Below are 21,587 nucleotides of genomic sequence, written 5' to 3' on the forward strand. Positions count from 1 at the left end.
ACGGGGTTGGTCAACGGGTTACTGCCAGGCTTCGATCGGGTTGCCCAGCCAACGGCTGTCGGCGGGCACCGTCTCGGCGCGCATCACCAGCGAGGCCGGCCCGAGGGTGGAGCGCTCGCCGACGGTGCTTCCGGGCAGCACGATCCCGCCCGGGCCGAGGGTGGCGCCCGCGCGGAGCTCCACAGTATCGAGTCGCATGATCCGGTCGTGGAAGAGGTGGGTCTGCAGCACGCAGCCGCGGTTGACGCTGACCCCGTCGCCCAGGGTGACCAGGTCCGCCTCGGGCAGCCAGTAGCTCTCGCACCACACGCCGCGGCCGATCCGGGCGCCGATCGAGCGCAGCCACAGGTTCATCACCGGGGTGCCCGCGGCGCGGCCGATCAGCCACGGCACGGCCAGCACCTCGGTGAAGGTGTCGGCCAGCTCGTTGCGCCACACGAAGCTGCTCCACAGCGGGTGCTCGACGGCCCGGAACCTGCCCACCAGCAGCCACTTCGCGGCCGCAGAGACCAGGCAGGCGGCGAGTCCGGCGCCCAGCACCACCAGGCCGGACAGCCACGGGGCGTCCAGCGCGCAGAGCGCGGCGGTGCTGAGCACGGCGAGCGCCGCGGAGGCCAGCACCGGCACGATGCGGCCCAGCTCGGTCAGGCCGCGGGCCCACAGCAGCCGGGTCGGCGGGTCGTAGGTCAGCGACAGGTCGGCGGTGTCGGCGGCCCGCGGCAGCTTCACCGGCGGCATGCCCAGGTAGGAGCTGCCGCGCTTGGCCTTCTTCGGCGTCGCGGAGAGCACGCCGACCAGGCCGCGGTCCGGCACCGCCCGGCCGGGCGCGGTCATGCCCGAGTTGCCGAGGAACGCCCGCTTGCCGATCTCCGCCCGGCCGATCCGCAGCCAGCCGCCGCCCAGCTCGTACGGGGCGATCAGGGTGTCGTCGGCGAGGAACGCGCCGTCGCCGACCTTGGTCAGGCTGGGCAGCGCCAGCACGGTCGAGGCCTCGACGCCCTTGCCGATCCGCATGCCGAGCAGTCGCAGCCACACCGGGGTGATCAGTCCGGCGTACAGCGGGAAGAGCGTGTCGCGGGCCAGGTCCATCAGCTGGCTGACCGTCCAGGCCTGCCAGCCGACCCGGCCGTGCAGCGGGTGGTAGCCGGTGCGCAGCCCGCGCGACAGCACGCGCACCCCGGCCAGCACCAGCGCCGCGTAGGTCAGGCCGTACGACAGGGTGGCGGGCACCAGGGCGATCAGCGCGCCGCGCAGCGCGGCTGACAGGCCGTCACCCGGGTGCACGAACTGACCGGCGATCAGCAGGCCCGGCAGGGCGGCGAGCAGCGGCAGTGCGGAGAGCCCGAAGCCGGTCAGGCCGTAGACGGCGGACCAGGTGCGGGTGTGCGGCGGGCGCTGCTTGGGCCAGCCGCGCTCGGCCTTGCCGGTCTTCGCGGCGGGCGCGCCGGCCCAGCGCTGGCCGGTCGGGACGGCGCCGGTGACGCCGGAGCCGGGGGCGATCTCGGCGCGCTTGCCGATCTTGGCGCCGGGCAGCAGCGTGGAGCGGGTGCCGACCACCGCGCCCGCGCCGAGCCGCAGCGCGCCGATCTCCAGCCGGTCGCCGTCCAGCCAGTAGCCGGACAGGTCGACCTCGTTCTCGATCGCGCAGCCCTTGCCGAGCCGCAGCAGGCCGGTGACCGGCGGCAGCGCGTGCAGGTCGACGTCGGGGGCGACCCGGCAACCGAGCGCGCGGGCGTAGCGGTTCAGCCAGGAGCCGGAGAGCTCGGTCGCGCCGGACGCCTCGGCGAGCCGTTCGGCGGCCCACAGCCGCAGGTGGACGCTGCCGCCGCGCGGGTAGCGGCCGGGGCCGACGCCGCGCAGCAGCAGCCGGGCGCCGCCCGCCGCGATGGCGAGGCGGCCGGGCGCCGAGTACAGCAGCACCGCGCCGACCGCGATCAGCCACCAGGGCGCGGTGGGCGCCCACGGGTAGTCGCCGATCAGGTGGAGCACGGTGCCCAGGGTCACCAGCGCCAGGCTCCAGCGCAGTCCGGTCAGCGCGGCCAGCGGCAGCATGGTCAGCACCTGCACCAGCTGCGCGGTCCACGGGGTCGGCTCGACGGTGCGGTTGGTGCCGTCGGCCTGCGCGGAGTTCTCCAGCAGCCGGGCCAGCTTGCGCAGCGTGGACTGCTGGTAGATGTCGAGCACCGAGACGGCCGGGTAGCGGCCGCGCAGCAGGGTGGTGAGCTGGGCGGCGGCCAGCGAGCCGCCGCCGATCGCGAAGAAGTCGTCGTCGGCGGTGCGCACCTGGGTGCCGAGGATCTCGGCCCACTGCTCGGCCAGCCACGCCTCGGTGCCGTACAGGTCCTGCGCGGGCCCGGACTGTTCGAGTTCGGGCAGCGGCCAGGGCAGCGCGTTGCGGTCGACCTTGCCGGAGGTGCGGGTCGGCAGGTGGTCGACGGTGGCCAGCAGCGGCACCAGGGCGGCGGGCAGCTCGGCGCGCAGCCGGGTCACCGCGGCGTCCCGGTCGAAGCCGTCCTGCACCACCAGGTAGCCGACCAGCAGCTGGTTGCCGCTGCGCGCGGTGCGCACCGCGGCGGCCGCGCCGGAGACGGCGGGCAGCGCCTGCAGGGCGGCGTCGACCTCGCCGAGTTCGATCCGGCGGCCGCCGAGCTTGATCTGCTCGTCGGCGCGGCCGAGGAAGACCAGGCCCTCGGCGTCGGCGCGCACCAGGTCGCCGCTGCGGTAGGCGCGCTCCCAGCCCAGCGAGGGCAGCGGCGCGTACTTCTCGGCGTCCTTCTCGGGGTCGAGGTAGCGGGCCAGGCCGACGCCGCCGATCACCAGCTGGCCGCTGGCGCCCATCGGTACGGGTTCGCCGGCCTCGTCGACGACGGCGAGCTCCCAGCCGTCCAGCGGCAGGCCGATCCGGATCGGGGCCTGACCGGTCATCAGCGCGCCGCAGGCGACCACGGTGGCCTCGGTCGGGCCGTAGGTGTTCCACACCTCGCGGCCCTCGGTGACCAGCCGCTCGGCGAGTTCGGGCGGGCAGGCCTCGCCGCCGAAGATCAGCAGCCGGACCTCGATCAGCGCCTCGGCGGGCCACAGCGCGGCCAGCGTCGGCACGGTGGAGATCACGGTGATCTCCTGCTCGGCCAGCCACGGCCCGAGGTCGGCGCCGCTGCGCACCTGGGAGCGCGGCACCGGCACCAGGCAGGCGCCGTGCCGCCAGGCCAGCCACATCTCCTCGCAGGAGGCGTCGAAGGCGACCGACAGGCCGGCCATCACGCGGTCGCCGGGCCCGATCGGCTCGTCCTGGAGGAACATCGCCGCCTCGGCGTCCACGAAGGCGGCGGCACTGCGGTGGCTGACGGCGACGCCCTTGGGCTTGCCGGTCGAGCCGGAGGTGAAGATGATCCAGGCGTCGTGCTCGGGGGTGGGGCGCTGCGCCTCGTTCCCGGACGGCTTGAGCCGGTCCAGCCGGTACTCGGCGCCGATCACCGCGTTGACGTCGGCCTCGCCGAAGACCAGCTCGGCGCGCTCGTCCGGGTCCTCGAAGTCGACCGGCACGTACGCGGCGCCCGCGGCGAGGGTGGCCAGGATCGCGACGTACAGCTCGTTGCTGCCGGACGGGACCCGGATGCCGACCCGGTCGCCGAGGCCGACACCGGCCCGCGCCAGGTGGCGGCGGACCCGCTCGACCTCGGCGGCCAGCTCGCCGTAACTCAGCGTGACGTGGCCGTCGTCGAGGGCGGGCTCGTGCGGATGGGCTGCCGCGGTGGCGGCCAGGACGTCGACCAGGGTGCGCGGATCGGCCGCCGGGCGGGCACGGTAGAGCGCGGTGTCGGAAGCGGTCATCAGAGCCACACGGTCCTCGTCCTGGGTTCCCCGGCGGTGCACCGAAGGCGTCGAAAAGCAAGACAACCTGGGCAAGTCTACCGGTGTCCCGTTCGAATCCCGGGAACGGGGCCGCCTGACGGGGTGTCAGGCGGCCGTCTACGCAGGCCCGGCTACCGGGTGCGGGTGGGCTCTCCGCGGCGCACCGCGCCCGGCGCACGGCGGGCCGGGCGGTCCGCCCGGGGGGCGGAGGTGAGCTGCCAGGGGACGCTGATCACCATCACGCCGGGGGTGAACAGCAGTCGGCTCTTCAGCCACAGCGCGGACTGATTGTGCAGCAGGTTCTCCCACCAGTGGCCGACCACGTACTCGGGGATGAACACCGCGACGGCGTCGCCCGGGTGACCGGCCCTCAGCTCGCGGACGTACGCCACCACCGGCTTGGTGATCTCGCGGAACGGCGAGTCCAGCACCTTCAGCGGCACGCCGATCCCGCCGGCCGCCCACTGGCCGCGCAGGTCCTCGGTGGCGTCCGGCTCGACGGCGACGGTGACCGCCTCCAGGGTGTCGGGGCGGAACGCCTCCGCGTAGCCGAGCGCGCGCAGGGTCGGCCTGTGCAGCTTCGAGACCAGCACCACGGCGTGCACCCGCTCCGGCCGGGAGGCGTCGGCGGCGGGGTCCTCGACGGCGAGCTCGGCGGCGACCGCGTCGTAGTGCCGGCGCACCGCCCGCATGGCCAGCCACAGCAGCAGGGCGGCGACCACCGCCAGCCAGGCGCCCTGGGTGAACTTGGTGATCAGGACGATCACCAGCACCAGCGCGGTGGTGACGGCGCCGAGCCCGTTGATGATCCGGGAGCGCTGGGCGGCGCCGCGCACCGCGGGGTCGCTCTCGGTGGCCAGGGCGCGGTTCCAGTGCCGGACCATGCCGATCTGGGACAGCGTGAAGGAGGTGAAGACGCCCAGGATGTACAGGTGGATCAGGCTGGTGACGTCGGCCTGGTAGAACCAGAGCAGTCCGCCGGCCACCAGGGCGAGCGCGATGATGCCGTTGGAGAAGGCCAGCCGGTCGCCGCGGGTGTGCATCTGCCGGGGCAGGTAGCGGTGCTGCGCGAGGATCGAGGCGAGCAGCGGGAAGCCGTTGAACGCGGTGTTCGCGGCCAGGATCAGTACCAGCGCGGTGACCGCCTGGATGAAGTAGAAGAGCACCGTGTCGGAGCCGCCGAAGACGGACGCGGCGAGCTGCGCGATCACGGTCTGCTGGGTGTAGGCGTGGCAGTCCCCGGCCAGGCCGGTGAGCCGGCAGGCGTCCTCGACGTAGTGGACGTGCGAGGTGAGCGCGAGCACGGTGACGCCGGCGAACATCACCACCGCGACGACGCCCATCACCGCCATGGTGGAGGCGGCGTTGCGGGACTTCGGGGCGCGGAAGGCGGGCACGCCGTTGGAGATCGCCTCGACGCCGGTCAGCGCGGTGCAGCCGGAGGCGAAGGCCCGCAGGCCCAGCATCAGCAGGCCCAGGCCCTGCAGCGCGTCCTTGCCGTCCACCGCCTGGATGCCCAGGCCCGCGGTCGCGGCCTGCGGGCCGTCGCCGAACGCCAGCCGGACCAGGCCGGTCACCACCATCAGCAGGATGCCGCCGATGAACAGGTACGTCGGCGCGGCGAACGCCCGCCCGGACTCCCGCACCCCGCGCAGGTTCACCGCGGTCAGCAGCACCACGAAGCCGATCGCCAGCGCGACCCGGTGGTCGGCGAGGCCGTTGAAGGCGGAGATGATGTTGTCCACGCCCGAGGCGACCGACACCGCCACCGTCATCACGTAGTCGACCAGCAGCGAAGCGGCCACCACCAGGCCCGCGTTGGCCCCGAGGTTCTTCGACACCACCTCGTACGAGCCGCCGCCGGACGGGTAGGCGTGCACCACCTGCCGGTAGGACATCACCACCACGGCCATCAGGCCGACCACCGCGAGGCCGATCCACGGCGTCAGGTACAGGAACGCGGTGCCGCCCACGGTGAGGACGAGCAGGATCTCGCCGGTCGCGTACGCGACGGAGGACAGCGGGTCGGAGGCGAAGATCGGCAGCGCGAGGCGCTTGGGCAGCAGCGTCTCGCCGAGCTCCTCGCTGCGCATCGCCCGGCCGATCACGAGGCGCTTGAGCGCCTGGGGGTCGTTGAACACAAGAGGGGAGCGTATTGGCCGCCACCGTGAAGACAATCCGACTGTCCAACTATGGCGAGGGCATCATTTCCGCAGGCCAGAGGCACTGTCGATGATCGAATCGAAGGCGTTTTCGGCTTCAGGGCCACCGTTAAGGATCCGTCAATATCGCCCGACCCGAGGCGGATAACGGGACGAAACGGTCAGCGGGCAGTGGGCAGCCGGGCCTCGATCGCCGCCAGCGCCGCCCGGATCGCCGCCACGTCGTCCTTGTCGGCCACCTGGTCACCGTCCTTCAGCTCGACCAGCAGCGTCCCGCCCGGCTCCAGCACGATCAGCGCGGTCTCCTCCACCGCGTCACCGCCCTGATGCCGGATCGCCACGTCCAGGTCCGCCTTCCGGACGCCCTGCTTGGCGATCACCTTCCGGTCGTACACCCCGTTGCGCGCCAGCACCGTCGGCGTCCCGTCCAGCAGCCGGTTGAACCAGTCCCACCGGACCGCCTGCCGCACCAGCAGCCAGTCCGTGAGCAGCAGCACGACCGCGCCGAACAGCCCGCCGCTGACCGAGTTGTCGGGGCCGATCACCGCGTTCTGCACCACGTTCGACAGCAGCAGCATCACCACCAGGTCGAAGCTGTTCAGCTGCGCCAGCCCGCGCTTGCCGATCACGCGCAGCAGCACCAGCAGCGCGACGTACACCATCACGGTGCGCAGGGCCTTCTCCCCGTACGAGATCCCCGCGACGAACATGTCCTGCCACATGCCCGCCACCGTAGGCACCGGTGTGATCAACCGTCCGATCCCACGCCCGCACTCCCCCGGACGGCCCAAGCCGTCGGGCGGTGTCCACCCTGCGGAATTCCGGGCCGGGGCGGCGGGCGGTCACTACCGTGTCGGCCACTCGCCGACCGGAAGGACCGTCGTGACCGACACCCGCCCGCTCACCCCGGACAGCCACCCCGCCGTGCTCGCCGCGATCACCGCGTCCTGCACCGCGCTGGGCTTCGAGATGTCCTGCGACCTGACCACCGGTCAGCTGCTGCGCAGCCTCGCCGCCGCCCGCCCCGGCGGCCGCATCCTGGAGCTCGGGACCGGCGCGGGCGTCGGCGCCGCGTGGCTGCTCAGCGGGATGACCCCCGACGCCACCCTGCTGACCGTCGAGCAGGACCCCGCACTGGTCGCCGTCGCCACCTCGCACCTCGGCGCCGACCCGCGCATCGAACTCGTCCAGGACGACGGCGCCGCCCTGCTCGACCGCCTCGCGGGCCGTCGGTTCGACCTGATCTTCGCCGACACCTGGCCCGGCAAGTTCACCCACCTCGAGCAGGCCCTGGCCCTACTGGCCCCCGGCGCGACCTACCTGGTCGACGACCTCCTCCCCCAGCCCGCCTGGCCCGCCGACCACGCCCCCAAGGCCGCCGCCCTCACCACCCACCTCCTCGCCCACCCCGACCTGCACGCGACGTACCTCGACTGCTCGACCGGCCTGCTGCTCGCCACCCGGAGGGCGTGAGCACACCCGCCGCCGGGCCGAGAACGTCCAGGCTGGCGCAAACCAGGACATAAGCAATAAATAGTACGAATGTGACCTTCTTCCCTTCTGGCCCTCCCGGGTCTCTGAAACCCTGGCTTTCACGAGACCTGCCGAAGGAGGCCCAGGTGACCGGCACCCCGCGGCGCGCCGTGCGCTTCCTGCTCGCGGCCGCCGCCTCGCTCTGTGTGCTGCTGCCGCTGATGCACGGAGCGATGACGGCCGGAGCGGCGGCGGAGTTCGGGATCGGCCGCCGGGACGCGGTGGCCGCCCAGCTGGCGGTGGCGCTGGCGATGCTGACGGCGCTGCTGGGAGCCGGCCGCGCGGTGGACCGCTGGGGGTGGCCGCGGGTGCTGCGCTGGTGCCTGGGCCTGGTCGCGGCGGGCGGCGCGCTGACCGCGGCGGCCGGACACACCTGGATGTACCTGGCCGGGCGGGCCCTGGAGGACGGGGCCTCGGCCGGGGTGCTGCTCGCGGCGCTGGCGTCGATCCCGGTGCTGAACCTGCCGGGCCGGATCACCGGCGTGGTGGGCGGCGCGGTGGCAGCCGTCGCGGCGGTGTTCGTCCTGGGCGTGAACCTCGCCGTACGGGTGGACGCCGCGGCGGGCTGGCGGCTGGGCGAGGCGGTGATCCCGGCGGCGGCGCTGCTGCTGGCGGTGGCCTCGCTACGGCTGGTGCCCGCCCCCGCCGCCGTCCGGACGCCCCGGCCGCGCGGCACGGCGTTCGTCGGCCCGGGCCTCGCGGTGGCGGCGCTGCTGCTGGTCGCCGGGCTGGAGCTGGGCCCGCTGTGGGGCTGGCCGAACGCGTGGGTGGGCGCGCTGCTGGCCGGTACGGCGGCGCTGTTCGCGGGCGGCCGGGCCTGGGCGGTGCTGACGGACCGTCGGCCCGCGCCCACGGGGGTCCCGGCCCGCGCGGCGGGCGGCGCGGCGGCGGCGGGCCTGACGCTCGGGTTCACCCAGCTGGCGCTGACCGCGGCGGTTCCGGTGCTGCTGGCGGCGCGCGGGGTGTCGGTGCAGCAGATGACGCTGTCGATCTCGGGGTACGGCCTGGGCATGCTCGCGGCGGGCCTGATGGCCCGGCACTGGCGGCCGACGCCGCTGACCGGCGCCTCGCTGGGCCTGCCGCTGGCGGCGGTCGGGCTGGCAGCGCTGCACTTCCTGCCCGCCGAGCCGGGGCAGGCGGCGCTGGTGGCGGGCGCGGTGGCGGTGCTGGTCGGCTTCGGCATGGTGCTGGCGCAGATCCCGTACCTGGCGGGGTTCCTGGCCGCGCTGCCGGATCGCAACCGGGCGTCGGCGCTGGCGCTGTACCCGATGGCGATCCTGTTCGGCGGGGTGCTGGGGCAGGCCGTGCCGGGCAGTTCGGCACTGCTGACCGGCGACGGCAGCCCGGGCGGGCTCGACGAGGTGCTGTGGGTGGCGACGGCGGTGGTCGCGCTGGTCGCGATGCTGCTGGGCCGCCCGGTGGTGGCGGTGACGGTGGCGGCCGCGGCCGGACTGCAGCACGTCCTGCTGGAGGCGCTCGCTGGTGCGCGGGTGGCGGACCGCCCGGGGGCGTCGGTGGCGGCGCTCGCGGTGGGCGCGGCGATGGGCGTGGCGGCGTGGAGCCGCCGGCAGCAGTCGGAGCGCCTCGCCCGGGTGCGGGCGAGCGAGATCGCGCTGCAGGAGGCGGTGCTGCACCCGATCCCGGACCGCCTCGGCGAGCTGCGGCTGGTCGGGCACTACCAGCCGGCCACCGCGGGCACCGGCATCGGCGGCGACTTCATCGAGGCGCTGCGCACCCCGCACGGCACCCGGCTGCTGATCGGCGACGTCCGCGGCAAGGGCCTGCAGGCCGTCCAGACCGTCACCGACCTGCTCGGTTGCTTCCGCTCGCAGGCCCACGAGACCGCCGACCTCGGCGAACTGGCCGCCCGCCTGGACCGGCAGCTGACCCGGCTGGCCGCCGCCCGCCGCGACGACGAGCTGTTCGCCACCGCGCTGCTGCTCCAGCACCGCGACGGCGTCGACCAGGTCGAGGTGGTCAACTGCGGGCACCTCACCCCACTGCGGGTGGACGCCCGCGAGGTCCGCGACACCCCGGTGCCCGCGATGCTGCCGCTCGGCTTCGGCGCCCTGGGCGCCGGCCCGGCCCCCGTCCCCACCCCGCTGGCACTGCCGGACGGCTCGGCGCTGCTGCTGCACACCGACGGGCTCAGCGAGGCTCGCAACTCCTCCGGCGAGTTCTACCCGCTCGGCGAGCGGCTGGCCGCGCTGCGCGCCGCCGACCCGCGCGAGCTGGTCCGCGACCTGGCCGCGGACGTCCGGGACTGGACCCACCACCTCGCCGACGACATCGCGCTGATCGCGCTGACCCGGCTCCCCGCCTGAGCGACCGTCAGGACCCCCCTGGCAGGCGGTGCCCGAGTGGCGGATTCCGGGCGGCGACGCGAGGGTGGCAGGCGGGGGACGCAGGCGGGGGCCTCACCAGAAAGAGCGACAGATGCCCGAAGTCACCACTCCGTACGCGACCGGCATTCCGTGCTGGGTCGATCTGATGGCGAAGGACCAGCAGGCGGCGCTGGACTTCTACCGCGACCTGTTCGGCTGGCAGGGCCAGCCCGGACCGGCCGAGTTCGGCGGGTACGCGGTCTGCGAGCTGGACGGCAAGGCCGCGGCCGGCATCGGCCCGGCGATGGCGCCCGAAGGGATGCCCGAGCCGCCGACCGTGTGGACCACCTACCTCGCCACCACCGACGCGCAGGCCACCCAGGACGCGATCGTCGGCGCGGGCGGCACCCTGCTCGCCCCGGTGATGGACGTCGGCGCGCTCGGGCGGATGCTGATCGCCGCGGACCCGCAGGGCGCGGTGTTCGGCGTCTGGCAGCCGGGCGAGTTCTTCGGCGCGCAGGTGGTCAACGAGGCCGGCGCGGTGACCTGGAACGAGCTGCACACCACCGACGTCGAGGCCGCCACCGCCTTCTACGGCGAGGCGCTCGGCATCGAGGTGGTGCCGATGGAGGGCGCCGAGAAGTACTGGGAGATGCGGGTCGGCGGCCGGGCCGTGGCCGGGGCGATGACCCAGGACAACGACCCGCCCGGCACCCCGCCGCACTGGCTGACCTACTTCGCGGTGGACGACACCGACTCCATGGTGGACGCCCTGGTCCGCTCCGGCGGCTCGGTGCTGGCCCCGCCGTTCGACATGATGGCCGGCCGGATGACCGTGGTCGCCGACCCGCAGGGCGCGCCGTTCGCGATGATCAAGCCCACTCCGCTGTAGGCCCGCGCCGCACGACGTTCGACGTCTGACGCACGACGTAGGACGCATGACGCATGACGCACGACGTAGGACGCATGACGCATGACGCACGACGTAGGACGCATGACGCTGGGATTCGACCCGTTCGCCCGGACCGCTCGGGTGGGCGGGTCGCGTTCGGTTCCACGGGCGGGAGCGGCCACTAGACTGGGCGGCCCCCTGCCCCGGCCGGGTGGGGTGGGGCAGGGGGCCGCCGCGGTGGGCGGGCCGGAGGGGAGCGGTGTGGCGGAGCGCGGGTTGGACCGGCGGCTGATCGACGCGATCGAGCGGCTCGGGGACGCCGGGCGGGCGATGCTGCGGGACGCCGCGCGGCGTGAGGGCCTGTCGGTGACCCAGGCGCAGCTGCTGCTCCGCGTCACCACGCCGGGCGCGGGACCGCAGTCCACGGGGTCGTTCGCCCGCTGGCTGGAGGTGTCGGCGCCGACGGTGAGCGACGCGGCCGCGGCGCTGGTCCGCAAGGGCCTGCTGGAGTCGGTGCCCGATCCCGGCGACTCGCGGCGCGCGGCCTGGCTGCCGACCGCGCCGGGCCGGGATGTCGCGGAGCGCCTGCACCACTGGAGCGAGCCGCTGGCGGCCGGGCTCGGCACCGCCTCGGACGCCGAGCAGGCCGGCGCGCTGCGGGTACTGCTGGAGGCGATCGCCTCACTGCACCGCACCGGCCGGATCACCGTCGCCCGGACCTGCCTGACCTGCCGCTTCCACCGCACCGAGGCCGACGGCGACTGGTGCGACCTGCTGCACTCGCCACTGGCGCCCGAGGCGCTGCGGGTGGACTGCCCCGAGCACCAGGCGGGCTGACGGTCGGTCAATCCGCCTGCCCGGCCCGGGGGATGCTTGCGCGATCCGGCGCGGGCGGGCTAGCGTCGTGGCAGTTAGGACTCCTCATCGATTTTTCAGTGAGGAGTCCTAGCGATCGACCATTTCCCGTCGCTCCCACGAAAGCGAGGACCCGTCATGTCCGCTCCCACGATTCCCGGTTACCGCTACGACGACCCGGCGCAGCCCCAGTCGCCGGTCGGCGCCGAGGAGTTGGCGAAGCTCACCGCCTCGGTGCTGTTCACCGAGGACGACCGGGCGGCACTGCGACTGGCCGGGCAGGTGCTGGAGGACCAGGTCGAGCAGGTGCTGGACGTCTGGTACGGCTTCGTCGGCTCGCACCCGCACCTGGTGGCGTACTTCGCCACGCCCGAGGGCGAGCCGATCGGCGCATACCTGGCGGCGGTGCGACCGCGGTTCGGCCAGTGGATCCGGGACACCTGCGAACGCCCCTACGACGAGCGGTGGTTGGCCCAGCAGGAGGAGATCGGCCGCCGCCACACCGCAGCCGGGAAGAACCGCACCGACGGCGCACGCTCAGCAGCGGAGGTCCCCCTGCGCTACCTGATCGCCTTCATCTACCCGATCACCGCCACCATGCGACCGTTCCTGGCCGCGAAGGGACACCCCGCAGAGCAGGTGGAGGCCATGCACCAGGCCTGGTTCAAGGCAGTCACCCTCCAGGTCTCCCTGTGGACCCGCCCGCACGCAGGCACCGCCTGGTAACCGACACCCAGCCGCGGGCACGGCGGCCATGGACTACGGGAGAGCCGCCAACAATCCCCTCCGGGCCAGCGCCGCAGGCAAGCAGTCCCCCGCCAGGCCGACGCCGTAGGCCAGCACTCCCCCGCACAGGCTGCCGCCGTAACGAAGCAAACCCACCCTGGCCGGCGCCGCAGGCCAGGGAGTCCCGGGCGGGGTGGGTCAGGGGGTGCAGGTGAGGAGGAGGGGGAGGATCGGGGCGGTGGCGGTGGTGAGGGCGGCGGCGGTGCGGAGGGCGGGGTGGGGGGCGGGGGCGGGGGTGAGCAGGCGGCGGACTCGCACCAGTGCGTCGGGGCCGCCGGCGGCGAATGCGGTGTGCGGGACCTGGCCGTCGGCGACGCGGTACATCGCGGCGGCCAGCACGGTGCGCGGGTGGCGGCGCACCGCGCGGTCGTCGGCGGCCATCTCCAGGAGCAGCGCGGTCTCCCGGGCGCCGAGGCGGGCCAGCGGCAGGAACGGGAAGGCCTTGGCCAGCGCGTCGGCGGCGGTCCGGGCCAGGTGGTGCCGCCCGGCCACGTGGGCTCGCTCGTGGGCCAGCACCGCGGCGATCTGATCGGGCGTCAGCAGGTCGAGCGCGCCGCGGGTGAGCACGATCCGGGACCGCCGCCCGGGCAGGCAGTACGCGGCTGGGACGGCGTGCTCCAGCACCAGCGCGCCCAGTCCCGGTTCGCGGGCGGCCACCAGGTCGAGCACCTCGCGGTGGCGGCGACGGTGCCGGCGGGTGCGGCGCAGCAGCACCGCGAACCAGCCGAGCGGCCAGAGCGCCGCGGCGGCGGCCGGCAGCAGCCGCCAGGCCTCGGCGGGGCCGCCGGGCAGCAGTCCGGTGGGGTGGGCGACGCCGCAGGCGTGCAGCAGGCCGACCAGTCCGGCGTTCAGGTGGGCGCCGGGGACGGCGAGGTGATGGGCCGCCAGCACCAGCGCGGTGAGGAAGGAGAGGGCCAGGCCCTGCCAGAGCGCCACCGCCAGCCGCGGCGCCCGGTGCGTCCAGCCCGCCCGGGCGAGGGGCAGCGGGGCGAGCACGCCGACCACCAGTGCGTAGCCGAGCAGTGCCAGCGCCGCGATCACCGGTCGCCCTCGGGTTGCTCGCGGCCGACCGAGTCCATCGCGGCGCGCAGCGCGGCGAGTTCGTCGGGGGTGAGCTGTTCGACCAGGCGGGCCAGGGCGGCGGTCGGGTCGGGGCTCTCGCCGAGGACGTCGCGCATCAGGGCCGCGGTGTAGCTCTCGCGGGTCCAGGCGGGCCGGTAGCTCCAGGCCCGGCCGGACTTCTCGCGGCGCAGCAGGCCCTTGCGGTGCAGGATGTCGGCGACCGTCATCACCGTGGTGTAGGCGAGCGGGCGGGTCCGGTTGAGGTCGTCGACGATCTCCCGGACGGTGGCCGGGCGGTCCCAGGTCCACAGGCGGTCCATGATCTCCGCCTCGAGTTCGCCGAGTCTGCGCACCGCCGCTCCGCTCCGTTCCTGGCCCTCCGCCGCTGTTGGCCCGCTCATCGTAGTGGGTGGGGGGTGGCTTGCCGGGCCTTCTACTGAACTACTAAGTTGTCTCGTAGTGATCGCCCGGACGGCGGGTGCCCGACCCGAGGAGAGACCGCAGCCGATGGGAAACCACCGCAGGCCCCGGCCCGCCGGACGCGCCCGCCTCACCGTGCTCGGCGCGGCCGCCGGTGCCGCCGTCCTGCTGCCGGCGGCGAACGCCGGGGCCGAGCCCGCGCCAAGCCTCGACCAGGTCAAGGCCAAGGTGGACGGCCTCTACGAAGAGGCCGAGGCGGCCACCGAGCAGTACAACAAGGTCGAGGAGCGCTCCAAGCAGCTCCAGACCGAGGCCGCCCGGCTGCAGGAGCGCCTGGCCGGACAGCAGGACCGGATCCTCCGGCTGCAGGAGACCCTGGGCGCGTTGGCCGCCGAGCAGTACCGCAGCGGCGGCCTCGACCCGAGCGTCCAACTGGTGCTCAGCTCCTCCCCCGACGCGTACCTGGCGCAGGCCGGCCTGCAGCGGCTCGCCGACGGGCAGCAGGTCGAGGCGCTGCGCACCGCGAGGCGACTACAGCAGTCGATCGACCAGGAGCGCGCCGAGACCGCCGCCAAGCTCACCGAACTCGACCAGGCCCGCAGCCTGTTGAGCGCGAAGAAGACCGAGGTGCAGGCCAAGCTGAGCGAGGCCGGCCGGATCCTCGCCACCCTCAAGGCCGCCGACCGGGCCCGCGTCCTCGGCGACGGCTCCGCAACCGCGTCCCGCAGTTCGGCCCGGCCCCAGTCGTACACCGGACCGGCCACCGGGCAGGTCAAGGCGATCCTGGACTTCGCCTACGCCCAGCTCGGCAAGCCCTACGCGTGGGGCGCCGAGGGCCCGAACTCGTACGACTGCTCCGGTCTGACGCAGATGGCGTTCAAGGCCGGCGGGGTCAGTCTCCCCCGCGTCTCGCAGGACCAGTGGAACGCGGGCAAGCGCATCGCCAAGGCCGACATCCAGCCCGGCGACCTGCTCTTCTACTACTCGGACCTGCACCACGTCGGCATCTACATCGGCAACGGCAAGCTCCTGCACGCCCCGCGCACCGGCAAGAACGTCGAGATCGTCGACATGGACGTCATGCCGTACATGGGCGCCGTCCGGCCCTGACCCCGGCCGCGGGGATCGTCCGTGCAAGGATCTCCGCAGGTCGCCGGGCGGGTGTCGCCGTGGCGGGGAGCGGAGGAGTGTCGTGGGTGCCGCGGTCGCGCCGGAGGCGTTGGTTCTGCAGGACGGGCGGCCGGCGGTGGCCGGATGGTCGCTGGACCCCGCGGTGCGGCACCTGAACCACGGGTCGTTCGGGGCGGTGCCGGTGGCGGCGCAGCGGGAGCAGGCGCGGTGGCGGGAGAGCATGGAGGCCGCGCCGGTGCTGTGGTTCCCGGCGCTGCCGGGGCGGGTGGCGCAGGCGCGGGCCGCGGTGGCGGGGTTCCTGGGCGTGGGCGCCGGGAAGTTGGCGTTGGTGCCGAACGCGAGCGCGGGGGCGAGCGTCGTCTACCAGGGCCTGCCGGACCGGCCGGGCGGCGAGATCCTGGTCACCGACCACGGGTACGGTGCCGTCACGATGGGCGCGGAGCGGCTCGCGCGGCGCTGGGGCGGCGCGGTCCGGACGGTGCACGTCCCGCTGGCGGCGGGCCCGGAGGAGGCCGCGGCGGCGGTGCTGGACGGGGTGACGGACCGGACGGCGCTGATCGTGCTGGACCACATCACCTCCGCGACGGCGCGCTGGATGCCCGTGGGTGCCGTCGGCACGGCGGCCCGCGAGCGGGGCATCCCGCTGCTGGTGGACGGCGCGCACGTGCCCGGGCTGGCGGCGGACCCGCTGGCCGGTGTGGAGTGCGACGTCTGGGTGGGCAACCTGCACAAGTTCGGCTGTGCCCCGCGCGGCACCGCGGCGCTCGTCGCGCGTGGTGAACTCCGGGAGCAGCTCTACCCGTTGATCGACTCCTGGGGCGCCGAGCAGCCCTTCCCCGAGCGCTTCGACACCCAGGGCACGCTGGATCTGACGTCCTATCTGGCCGCCCCCGCCGCGCTGGACTTCGTCGCGCAGCAGTGGGGTTGGGCCGAGGCCCGCCGGTACATGACCGAACTCGCGGACTACGCGGAGGAGTTGATCGGTGCCGCGGTCTCGGAGGCGATCGGCGAGCCGGCCGGCGTCGAGGTCGGGATGCCGGCGAGCGCGCTGCGGCTGGTCCGCCTGCCGGCCGGCGTGGGCCGGGACACCGCCTCCGCGAACGGGCTGCGCGACCGGCTGGCCGCCGAGTTCGGCGTCGAGGCGGCGTTCACCAGCTTCGGCGGCGTGGGCTACTTCCGGCTCTCCACGCACGTCTACAACACCGCGGCGGACTACGAGTACTTCGCGGAGCGCTGCGTGCCGGTGCTGTGCGCGTGGGCCCGCGAGGCGCGACGCTCCGCCTGACGGAGCGTCACCACCCGTGGCGGGTCAGGCGAGTTCGTAGTCCAGCCAGATGCGGTGGGTGCCGTCCTCGTCGATCACGATGCCGCCGGTGCCGGTGATGCCCGCGAGCGCGGCGGTGCCGCTGCCGGGGACGATGACGAAGTACTCGCCGTCCCGGGAGGTGCCGAGCGTGGTGGCGGAGTGGGCGAAGTTGAACGCGCCCTCCGCGTCGTGGAGTCGGCCGGTGAAGGACTCCATGGCGAGGTAGGTGCCGACGCCCGCGGCGTGGTCGAAGGCGGCGGTGAAGAGGGTCGCCGCGCGTCCGGCGATCTCGCCCTCGAACTCCTTGCGCATGGTGGCCAGGCCGACCGCCACGGCGGTCTCGACGCCGCCGTCGGGCGTCTCGGCGGGGGTGAACTCGGCGACGGTGAAGGTTCCGGATGCTCGCATGGGCGGCATGGTAGACGCGACCGCCGACAGTGCGCGCCGGCGTACGGGTCAGGGCGTGTCGGCGGGCTGCGAACCGGCCTGCGGCACCGCCTGGTTGGCGACCGCGGGCCACCCGACGGGCGGGCGGCGGCGGGCGTTGCGGCGGACCAGCCAGGCGGCCAGGGCGAGGATCCCGGAGAGCGGGAGCAGCAGCACACCGAGCAGGGCCAGCAGGGCGCCGACGATCAGCGGGTTCGCCGAGGCGCCGTCGTCGCGGGCCTCGACTGCGGACAACGGGACGGTGCCCTGCGGGAGTTCGGTCCAGTAGCGGGAGTCCAGCGAGTCGCCGCGGTGGTCGCCGAGCAGGTACATCCGGCCCTCGGGGACGGTGACGTCGATGCAGCGGCCGTCGTTCACCGGCCGGCCCTGCAGGTACGGCTCGTCGACCGGCGTGCCGTTCAACTGGAGCGGCTGGCCGCCGCATTGGGTGAGGTGGTCGCCGCCGAGCGCGACCACCCGCTTGAAGTGCGCGGAGTCGTCGCCGTCCTGCGGGCCGGTCCGGGCCCGGAAGACCACCGCGTCGCCGCGGCGGACCTGCCCGGCGTCGATCCGGGACAGCACCACCCGCTGGCCCTTGTGGTACGCCGGGGCCATGTCGTTGCCGCCGACCGTGTAGGCCCGGACGTCGGCGCCGGAACGCGCGTACCAGGTGCCGACGCCGGCGATCAGTACGCCGAGGACCGCCGCGATCACCGCTGCCCGTCCCAGTCCGCTCATCCTTCGCATCGCGCCCCGCCCCCGCCGTCCGTCCCGTGATCGCCGCGCAGTCTAGTCAACGGCCGGAGCGGGCCGGCCGGCGGGAAGCCGGGCTCGGCGCGGGCCGCGAGCGGTCCTGCCGCGGGTGCGCCATGGCGGCCCGGGGCACCCCGCGTCCGGGGCGCGCCATGGCGCGGGCGGCGGCCCGGGGAGCTCGCCGGTTTCCCCTCCGCGGGAGCGGACCCGGGCCGCCGGTTCGTGGGGGTGGGCCGCCGCTGACCGCCCTCGCGCGTGGGGCGCGGGGTGGGGGTGCGGTCAGCGGCGGGACCGGGTGCGCCGGGTCAGCGGCGGGCCCACAGGGCGGGGACGTTCGGCGGCTCCCAGCCGGGGTAGGCGGTGTGCGCCTGGATGCAGGCGTAGCCGAGGCCGCCGTAGGTGACCAGGTCCCCGACCCGGTAGCTGGCGCCGACCTGCCAGGTGGTGGTGCCGCCGGAGGTGCTGGGGCTGGGACTGGGGCTGGGCGAGCCCTGGGTGGGGCTGCCGCTGGGGCTGGTGCTGGGCGCGGGCGTCCCGTTCACGTTGAGCACGAAGTCGAAGCCGGCCTCGCGCCCGTTGCCGACCTGGCGGACCGTCATCACCAGGTCCGGGTCGAAGATGGTGTCGGTGGAGTTGCGCGGCTCGTTCGGGAAGTACAGCTGCGTGGTGAGGATCGGCTGCCCGGGGGCCTGCACCTTGACGTGGATGTGCCGGGTGCGGCCGGGGTAGAGGCCGGGCACGACCGTGGTCAGGGTGAACGCGCCGTTGGTCGTGCTGAACTGGTGGCCGCGGAAGGTGTACCCGCTGTTGTCGTAGTTCCCGTTGGTGTCGGCCTGCCAGAAGTCCAGCAGCGCACCGGAGACCGGCAGGCAGTTGCGCCCGAAGACGTACCCGCTGACGGTCAGCGGGGTGCCCGCGGTGCCGGGGGTGACCAGGTTGGTGCGCAGCGGGGAGCCCGGCTTGAAGTAGGGGCCCTCGATCTGCTCCTCGGTGGGGGCGTCCCCGTCGTGGCAGTCGGGGGTGAGCGGCGCCGAGCCGCCCACGGCGTCGCGGGCCAGGGCGGTGCCGCCGCCGAGCAGCAGGGGCGCGGCACCGGCCAGCGCGGCCGCCTTGAGCAGGCTCTTGCGGCTGAACTGCCGCTCGCCGAGGGGTTGGTGGGGCGGAGTGGGCATGGCTCTCCGTTCGGGTGCCTCGATGGTCGCCGCCCGCCACGGGTTCATTGGTCGGGACATGACACCTTGAGTGATCGGGTGCGGGCGCGGCGGCGCTTGTGGGGGTGGCTCCGACGCTAGGCCCTGCCCGCACCGCCGTCGATGGACGCGAGCGGCGGGACGTGGTGCATTCCTCAGCCGCCGCGCGAGGGCGAGGCGGCGGCGTGGGCAGGATTCGAACCTGCGGCCACCCGGAAGTCAGAGCCGGGCGCTCCTCCGCAGAGCTTCCACGCCGCCGCGGTGATCCTGGTACGAGCCCGAGGGACCGTCAAACGGATTACCGGAGGCCGGGATTCGGGTCCGCCGGGCGCGGCCCGGGCCGGGGTTCGGAGCCATCCGCCGGGCGCGGCCCGGGCCGGGGTTCAGAGCCACTCGGCGAGCGCCGCCCGGCCGGCCTTGCCCGAGTACGTGCCGGCGGAGCGGAGCAGCCCGGCCACCAGCGGGTCGGAGACGGCGACGCCGTGGACGAGTTCGGGGGTGCGACGGAACGCGGCGGGTCGGGCGGGTCGGCGCGGCGCCGTCCAGGCGGTGTCGACGGGGTCGACCCGGTGGCGGGCGCAGACGTCCTCGACCAGGGTCCGCGGACAGGTCCGCTCGCCGCGCAACACCTCCCACGGCAGCGGGAGTTCGGCCCAGACCAGGGTGTCGGGGTGCAGGCCGCCGCCGCTGCGCCGGTGCCAGGCGGCGACGTCGGCGGCCATCAGCCGGGGCACCTTGCCCGGGCAGTAGACGTCCAGCACGCGCTCCTCGCCGAGCTCGAAGACCAGCGCGAACCAGTGGTCGCGGGCGGTGTTCCAGCACTGCGCGGCCTGGTTCCAGGTGGAGGAGTCCTGCCCGCGCCGGACCACCATGGTGGCCCGTTCGATCGGCTGGCGGCGCCAGGCGGCCTCCAGCATCGCGGCCGCGTCCCGCAGCACGCCGTTCCAGCGCACCAGCAGCTGCTTGATCTCCGCGTCGCTGAGCCGGGCCAGCACCTCGGCGGTGGGGTGCACGTGCGCGAGGGCGTACCAGCAGGTCCGGTCGGGGTGTTCGCGCAGGCGCTCCAGCAGCGCCTCGCCGACCTCGTCGTGGACGCGGCGCTGCGGCCCGTTGGTGAAGACGCTGCGCTGGTGGCCGCGGGCGGTGCGGTAGGCGATGAAGGCGGCGGTGTCGGGGTCGGCGGCGAACAGGTCGTACGGCAGCCGGGCGGCGAGCGCGCCCTTGCCGGTGAGGGTGACCTCGCGGCGGCGCTGTTCGTGGATCAGCCGGACCAGTTTGGCCTCCAGCCGGAGCAGCAGCCGGAAGCGCTTGTTGTACCGGCGGGCGGAGAGGTCGCCGAGTCCGGCGGCGGCCCGCCCGGCCCGGTCCAGCCGGTCGAGCCCGAAGTCGTCCTGCCCGTCCTGCCGTCCGATCTGCCGGCCGGCCGCCCGGATCAGTTCGGCGATCCGCGCCGGGTCGTCGGCGGCCTCCGCCGGGATCTCCGGCAGCTCGGGGAACAGCTGGGCGGCGGCGGCGAGTTGACGGGCGGCGCCGACCGGTCGGGCGAACTCCTCGGACATCGACGTGTAGCCGTGCCAGAGGTTGCGCAGCGAGTACTCGGCCGCCTTGGCGAGCGCCCGCGCGGCGACCGGGTCGAGGGTGCCACCGAGGGCGGCGTGCAGGTCCCGGATCAGCTCCGCGACGTCCTCCGGGCGCTTGCGGCGTTCGAGCGTGGCGTGGAGTTCCCGGAGCACCCGGTCAGCGTCGGACACATGCATGCCCGCACCCTGGCACGACCAAGCGCCCCGGCTCCACGCCTTTTCGCAGCGCCGGCCCCGGGCCCTGAGCGCCGTCGCCGGCACCCGCCCACCCCGTAGGACCACGCCCCGCTCAGCCCGCGCTCCCCCTGAACTCCCCCGGCGTGCAGCCGACTTCGCGTCGGAAGAAGCGGCAGAAGTACGCCGGGTCCGAGAAGCCGGCCGCGGCCGCGACCTGGCGGACCGTCAGGTCGGTGGTCGCCAGCAGGCGCTTCGCCTCCAGGGTCTGCTGTTCGCGGATCAGCCGGGCCGGGGTGCGTCCGGTCGCCTCCTTCACCACCTCGTGCAGGTAACCGGCGGAGACCCCGAGTTCGCGGGCGAGGGCGAGCACCGAGCGGTCGGGGCGGGTGGCGTCGGCGATCATCCGGGTGAACCGGTCGACCAGCGGGCGGGCCGGCTTCGGCGGGGTGGCGGCCGGGTACTCGGCGCGGGCCGCCCGCAGGGCGCGGACCAGCAGGACGTGCAGCAGCGCCTGCAGGACGCCCGGCCGACCCTCCGCCGCGTAGCGGTACTCCTCGGTCAACTCGCGTAGCAGGTGCGAGAGTTCACGGTGCGGACGGGCGGCGAGGCGGTGGCCGGTGGCGGCGGCGAGCCCGCGCAGCAGGGCGATGTCCTCGGGCTGCCGGTGCAGGAAGTCCTCGTTGAAGAGCATCACCCAGCCGTCCAGCCCGCGCGCCCGCCCCCAGTGGTGCACCTGGCCGGGCAGGATCACGTACAGGTTCGGCGGCTGGATGACGTGCTCCGCCAGGTCGATGACGTGCACTCCGCTCCCCTCGGTCAGGTAGGCGACCTCGTAGAAGGAGTGGCGGTGCGGGAACCCCGCTCGGGAGAGCGGCCCGATCGAGTCGAAGGTCCCGGCGGCGAACGGGAGCAGCCCGGGGTCCGGAACCTCCAGGTCATGCAGTTCCAGCCCGGCGTACGGCGGTCGGAGCGTCACCGCAGCAGTGTGCGCGGCGTCCGGCCGAATCGTCCAGTGGTCCAGACCAGGCCGTGGCTGCCGGGCCCGCGGAAAACGATTTCACGGCCGACGCGGAGTCAGGACAGACTACGGGGTTGAGATCGAATGTCCGATCATCAGATCGACGCACCTGAAGGACGC

At 74.5% G+C, this 21,587-nt stretch carries 17 protein-coding genes and 1 tRNA gene; 7 read left to right on the plus strand and 11 right to left on the minus strand.

What is annotated here, in order from left to right; all coding sequences use genetic code 11:
* Positions 1-18: 18 nt before the first annotated feature.
* The 3 genes from ACWD4U_RS05675 to ACWD4U_RS05685 all read right to left on the minus strand — a co-directional run bounded on the left by ACWD4U_RS05675 (position 19) and on the right by ACWD4U_RS05685 (position 6,736).
* Entirely contained in the window at positions 19-3,831 is a 3,813-nt protein-coding gene (locus ACWD4U_RS05675) for a Pls/PosA family non-ribosomal peptide synthetase (RefSeq protein ID WP_363451590.1), read from the minus strand.
* A gap of 152 nt (positions 3,832-3,983) precedes the next feature.
* Complete coding sequence (locus ACWD4U_RS05680) at positions 3,984-5,945, minus strand: APC family permease (RefSeq protein WP_363451749.1); 1,962 nt, start codon at positions 5,943-5,945, stop codon at positions 3,984-3,986.
* 230 nt (positions 5,946-6,175) lie between these two features.
* Positions 6,176-6,736, minus strand: a complete 561-nt coding sequence (locus ACWD4U_RS05685; RefSeq protein ID WP_363451588.1) for a DUF421 domain-containing protein — start codon at positions 6,734-6,736, stop codon at positions 6,176-6,178.
* Positions 6,737-6,896: 160 nt separating this feature from the next.
* Here ACWD4U_RS05685 and ACWD4U_RS05690 point away from each other — a divergent pair, with 160 nt between their 5' ends.
* The 5 genes from ACWD4U_RS05690 (at position 6,897) to ACWD4U_RS05710 (ending at position 12,344) form a co-directional block, all read left to right on the plus strand.
* Positions 6,897-7,487, plus strand: a complete 591-nt coding sequence (locus ACWD4U_RS05690) for an O-methyltransferase (RefSeq protein WP_363451586.1) — start codon at positions 6,897-6,899, stop codon at positions 7,485-7,487.
* A 146-nt stretch (positions 7,488-7,633) separates the two neighbouring features.
* The gene (locus ACWD4U_RS05695; protein WP_363451584.1) at positions 7,634-9,871 is read left to right on the plus strand and encodes a PP2C family protein-serine/threonine phosphatase; all 2,238 of its coding nucleotides are present in this window, start codon (positions 7,634-7,636) and stop codon (positions 9,869-9,871) included.
* Positions 9,872-9,983: 112 nt separating this feature from the next.
* A complete protein-coding gene (locus ACWD4U_RS05700; protein ID WP_363451582.1) occupies positions 9,984-10,763 on the plus strand; it encodes a VOC family protein in 780 nt (259 codons plus the stop codon).
* A 261-nt stretch (positions 10,764-11,024) separates the two neighbouring features.
* Positions 11,025-11,600, plus strand: coding sequence for a MarR family winged helix-turn-helix transcriptional regulator (locus tag ACWD4U_RS05705; RefSeq protein WP_363451580.1), 576 nt, complete (start codon positions 11,025-11,027; stop codon positions 11,598-11,600).
* A 156-nt stretch (positions 11,601-11,756) separates the two neighbouring features.
* Positions 11,757-12,344 (plus strand): protoglobin domain-containing protein, encoded by a 588-nt coding sequence (locus ACWD4U_RS05710; protein WP_363451578.1) that lies wholly within the window; start codon positions 11,757-11,759, stop codon positions 12,342-12,344.
* A gap of 198 nt (positions 12,345-12,542) precedes the next feature.
* Here the strand turns inward: ACWD4U_RS05710 and ACWD4U_RS05715 are convergent, their stop codons facing one another.
* Positions 12,543-13,445 (minus strand): M56 family metallopeptidase, encoded by a 903-nt coding sequence (locus ACWD4U_RS05715; protein ID WP_363451576.1) that lies wholly within the window; start codon positions 13,443-13,445, stop codon positions 12,543-12,545.
* Positions 13,442-13,819 (minus strand): BlaI/MecI/CopY family transcriptional regulator, encoded by a 378-nt coding sequence (locus tag ACWD4U_RS05720; RefSeq protein ID WP_363451574.1) that lies wholly within the window; start codon positions 13,817-13,819, stop codon positions 13,442-13,444. The genes ACWD4U_RS05715 and ACWD4U_RS05720 overlap by 4 nt, the downstream gene beginning before the upstream one ends.
* Before the next feature lie 154 nt (positions 13,820-13,973).
* Between ACWD4U_RS05720 and ACWD4U_RS05725 the strand changes: the two genes are divergently transcribed.
* A complete protein-coding gene (locus ACWD4U_RS05725; RefSeq protein ID WP_363451572.1) occupies positions 13,974-14,996 on the plus strand; it encodes a C40 family peptidase in 1,023 nt (340 codons plus the stop codon).
* Between the two features lie 82 nt (positions 14,997-15,078).
* Positions 15,079-16,302, plus strand: a complete 1,224-nt coding sequence (locus ACWD4U_RS05730; RefSeq protein ID WP_363451570.1) for an aminotransferase class V-fold PLP-dependent enzyme — start codon at positions 15,079-15,081, stop codon at positions 16,300-16,302.
* 24 nt (positions 16,303-16,326) lie between these two features.
* Here the strand turns inward: ACWD4U_RS05730 and ACWD4U_RS05735 are convergent, their stop codons facing one another.
* From ACWD4U_RS05735 to ACWD4U_RS05760, 6 genes are all read right to left on the minus strand, one after another.
* Positions 16,327-16,731 carry a DUF3224 domain-containing protein gene (locus tag ACWD4U_RS05735; protein WP_363451568.1) on the minus strand — a complete coding sequence of 135 codons (405 nt, stop codon included), beginning with the start codon at positions 16,729-16,731 and terminating at the stop codon, positions 16,327-16,329.
* Between the two features lie 48 nt (positions 16,732-16,779).
* Positions 16,780-17,487, minus strand: a complete 708-nt coding sequence (gene lepB / locus ACWD4U_RS05740; RefSeq protein ID WP_363451566.1) for a signal peptidase I — start codon at positions 17,485-17,487, stop codon at positions 16,780-16,782.
* A 320-nt stretch (positions 17,488-17,807) separates the two neighbouring features.
* The gene (locus ACWD4U_RS05745; protein ID WP_363451564.1) at positions 17,808-18,674 is read right to left on the minus strand and encodes a dioxygenase family protein; all 867 of its coding nucleotides are present in this window, start codon (positions 18,672-18,674) and stop codon (positions 17,808-17,810) included.
* 199 nt (positions 18,675-18,873) lie between these two features.
* A tRNA-Gln gene (locus ACWD4U_RS05750) sits at positions 18,874-18,947 on the minus strand.
* Positions 18,948-19,075: 128 nt separating this feature from the next.
* Positions 19,076-20,449, minus strand: coding sequence for a hypothetical protein (locus ACWD4U_RS05755; protein WP_363451562.1), 1,374 nt, complete (start codon positions 20,447-20,449; stop codon positions 19,076-19,078).
* Positions 20,450-20,561: 112 nt separating this feature from the next.
* The gene (locus tag ACWD4U_RS05760) at positions 20,562-21,425 is read right to left on the minus strand and encodes a helix-turn-helix domain-containing protein (protein WP_363451560.1); all 864 of its coding nucleotides are present in this window, start codon (positions 21,423-21,425) and stop codon (positions 20,562-20,564) included.
* Positions 21,426-21,587: the final 162 nt, after the last annotated feature.

The sequence above is a fragment of the Kitasatospora sp. NPDC002522 genome (genome assembly GCF_053595195.1).

Bases quoted from the DNA above. Each gene is read 5' to 3' on its own strand.
- ACWD4U_RS05725 (WP_363451572.1), top strand. From the start codon at position 13,974: ATGGGAAACCACCGCAGGCCCCGGCCCGCCGGACGCGCCCGCCTCACC.
- ACWD4U_RS05755 (WP_363451562.1), bottom strand. From the start codon at position 20,449: ATGCATGTGTCCGACGCTGACCGGGTGCTCCGGGAACTCCACGCCACG.
- ACWD4U_RS05710 (WP_363451578.1), top strand. From the start codon at position 11,757: ATGTCCGCTCCCACGATTCCCGGTTACCGCTACGACGACCCGGCGCAG.
- ACWD4U_RS05675 (WP_363451590.1), bottom strand. From the start codon at position 3,831: ATGACCGCTTCCGACACCGCGCTCTACCGTGCCCGCCCGGCGGCCGAT.
- ACWD4U_RS05680 (WP_363451749.1), bottom strand. From the start codon at position 5,945: ATGCGCAGCGAGGAGCTCGGCGAGACGCTGCTGCCCAAGCGCCTCGCG.
- lepB (WP_363451566.1), bottom strand. From the start codon at position 17,487: ATGAGCGGACTGGGACGGGCAGCGGTGATCGCGGCGGTCCTCGGCGTA.
- ACWD4U_RS05735 (WP_363451568.1), bottom strand. From the start codon at position 16,731: ATGCGAGCATCCGGAACCTTCACCGTCGCCGAGTTCACCCCCGCCGAG.
- ACWD4U_RS05745 (WP_363451564.1), bottom strand. From the start codon at position 18,674: ATGCCCACTCCGCCCCACCAACCCCTCGGCGAGCGGCAGTTCAGCCGC.
- ACWD4U_RS05685 (WP_363451588.1), bottom strand. From the start codon at position 6,736: ATGTGGCAGGACATGTTCGTCGCGGGGATCTCGTACGGGGAGAAGGCC.
- ACWD4U_RS05700 (WP_363451582.1), top strand. From the start codon at position 9,984: ATGCCCGAAGTCACCACTCCGTACGCGACCGGCATTCCGTGCTGGGTC.